Below are 1,235 nucleotides of genomic sequence, written 5' to 3'. Positions count from 1 at the left end.
TGTAGTGGTCAACAAATTCCGGACACTGACTTAAGCCGATTTTCGGCATTTACTGGCGACAGCCCATCATTTGCTTGATGAGGCCGTTGCCGATTATAGTAACTCATCAGGTAATGGCTGATGTCTTTCTTAGCTTGAGCTTGTGTCAGGTAACCTGTTGCTGGTATCCACTCGGTTTTCAAGCTTCTAAATAGCCGCTCCATGGGAGCGTTGTCCCAACAATTACCACGACGACTCATGCTTTGAGTTATACGATATCGCCAAAGTCTTTGGCGATATTTACGGCTGCTATATTGGCAGCCTTGATCTGAATGGAACATCACGTTCTTCGGACATCCTCGTTGCTCCCAGGCCATCTCCAAAGCTTTAGATACTAATTCAGTATCGGGCTTATCGGATAAAGACCACCCCACAACGCGTCGGCTAAATAGGTCAAGCACTACCGCTAAATAGGTCCACTTCGAACCTGACCAAATATAAGTAATATCGCCACACCAAACACGATTCGGAGTACTGACAGAAAACTCACGCTTCAGTAGATTTGGAATATCTGGCCTTTCTACTTTTGCATGTCTATATCGATGCGAACCTGGCTGTTTACTCATTAAATCAGCTTCACGCATTATCTGGCGAACCTTGAATCGTCCGGCTTTTATGCCTTCTTCGCTCAGCATCGAGACAAGAGTACGGCTGCCAGCAGAGCCTCGACTCATGTTGAAGAGTTCTTTAATTTGGCTAGCTAGACGAATGCGACTGGCATCCGGTTTGCGTTGCTTAAACTCGTAGTAACAAGACGAAGCTACGTTGAACAGTTCGCAAAGCATTTTGACCGATTCATGCTCCCTCAGCTTGTCTATTAACGAGAACGTTCGAGTTCGTCCGACATTAAGAGAGCGGTGGCCTTTTTTAATATGGATTTTTCTCGTTCTAGCCGGTTAATCCGGGCTTCTAACTCTTGGATTTTCTTTTGCTCAGGCGTGAGGGCTTTAGCCGTTGGAGTCATCCCACCTCGCTCAACTTTGAGTTGGTCGACCCATCGCCGTAAAGCCGTTTCACCTACGCCCATAGAGTTAGCTGCTTCAGGTATGGAGTACCCTTGATCAAGAACCAAACTTGCAGCATCTAGTTTGAACTCAGTAGAAAATGTACGTCGTTGTCGTTTTGTCATTGAACACCTCATTTATGGTGGAGACTTTACCACCTAATTTGGTGTCCGGGATCATTAGACCACTACA

Annotated in this window: 1 protein-coding gene; it reads right to left on the bottom strand. The window is 46.0% G+C overall.

Translation table 11 applies throughout. The annotated features are described in order from the left end of the window. Positions 1-8: 8 nt before the first annotated feature. A protein-coding gene (locus AACR09_RS19395; protein WP_102492086.1) for an IS3 family transposase occupies positions 9-1,168 on the bottom strand; the annotation gives its coding sequence in 2 pieces (ribosomal slippage) (positions 9-910 and positions 910-1,168; 1,161 coding nt in all). Between the last annotated feature and the right edge of the window lie 67 nt (positions 1,169-1,235).

Origin of the sequence: Vibrio sp. OPT20 (assembly GCF_963889365.1) — a bacterium.
Lineage (GTDB): Bacteria > Pseudomonadota > Gammaproteobacteria > Enterobacterales > Vibrionaceae > Vibrio > Vibrio splendidus.
The sequence above is the reverse complement of the archived record's forward strand: the minus strand, read 5'-3'. Positions and strand labels throughout refer to the sequence as shown.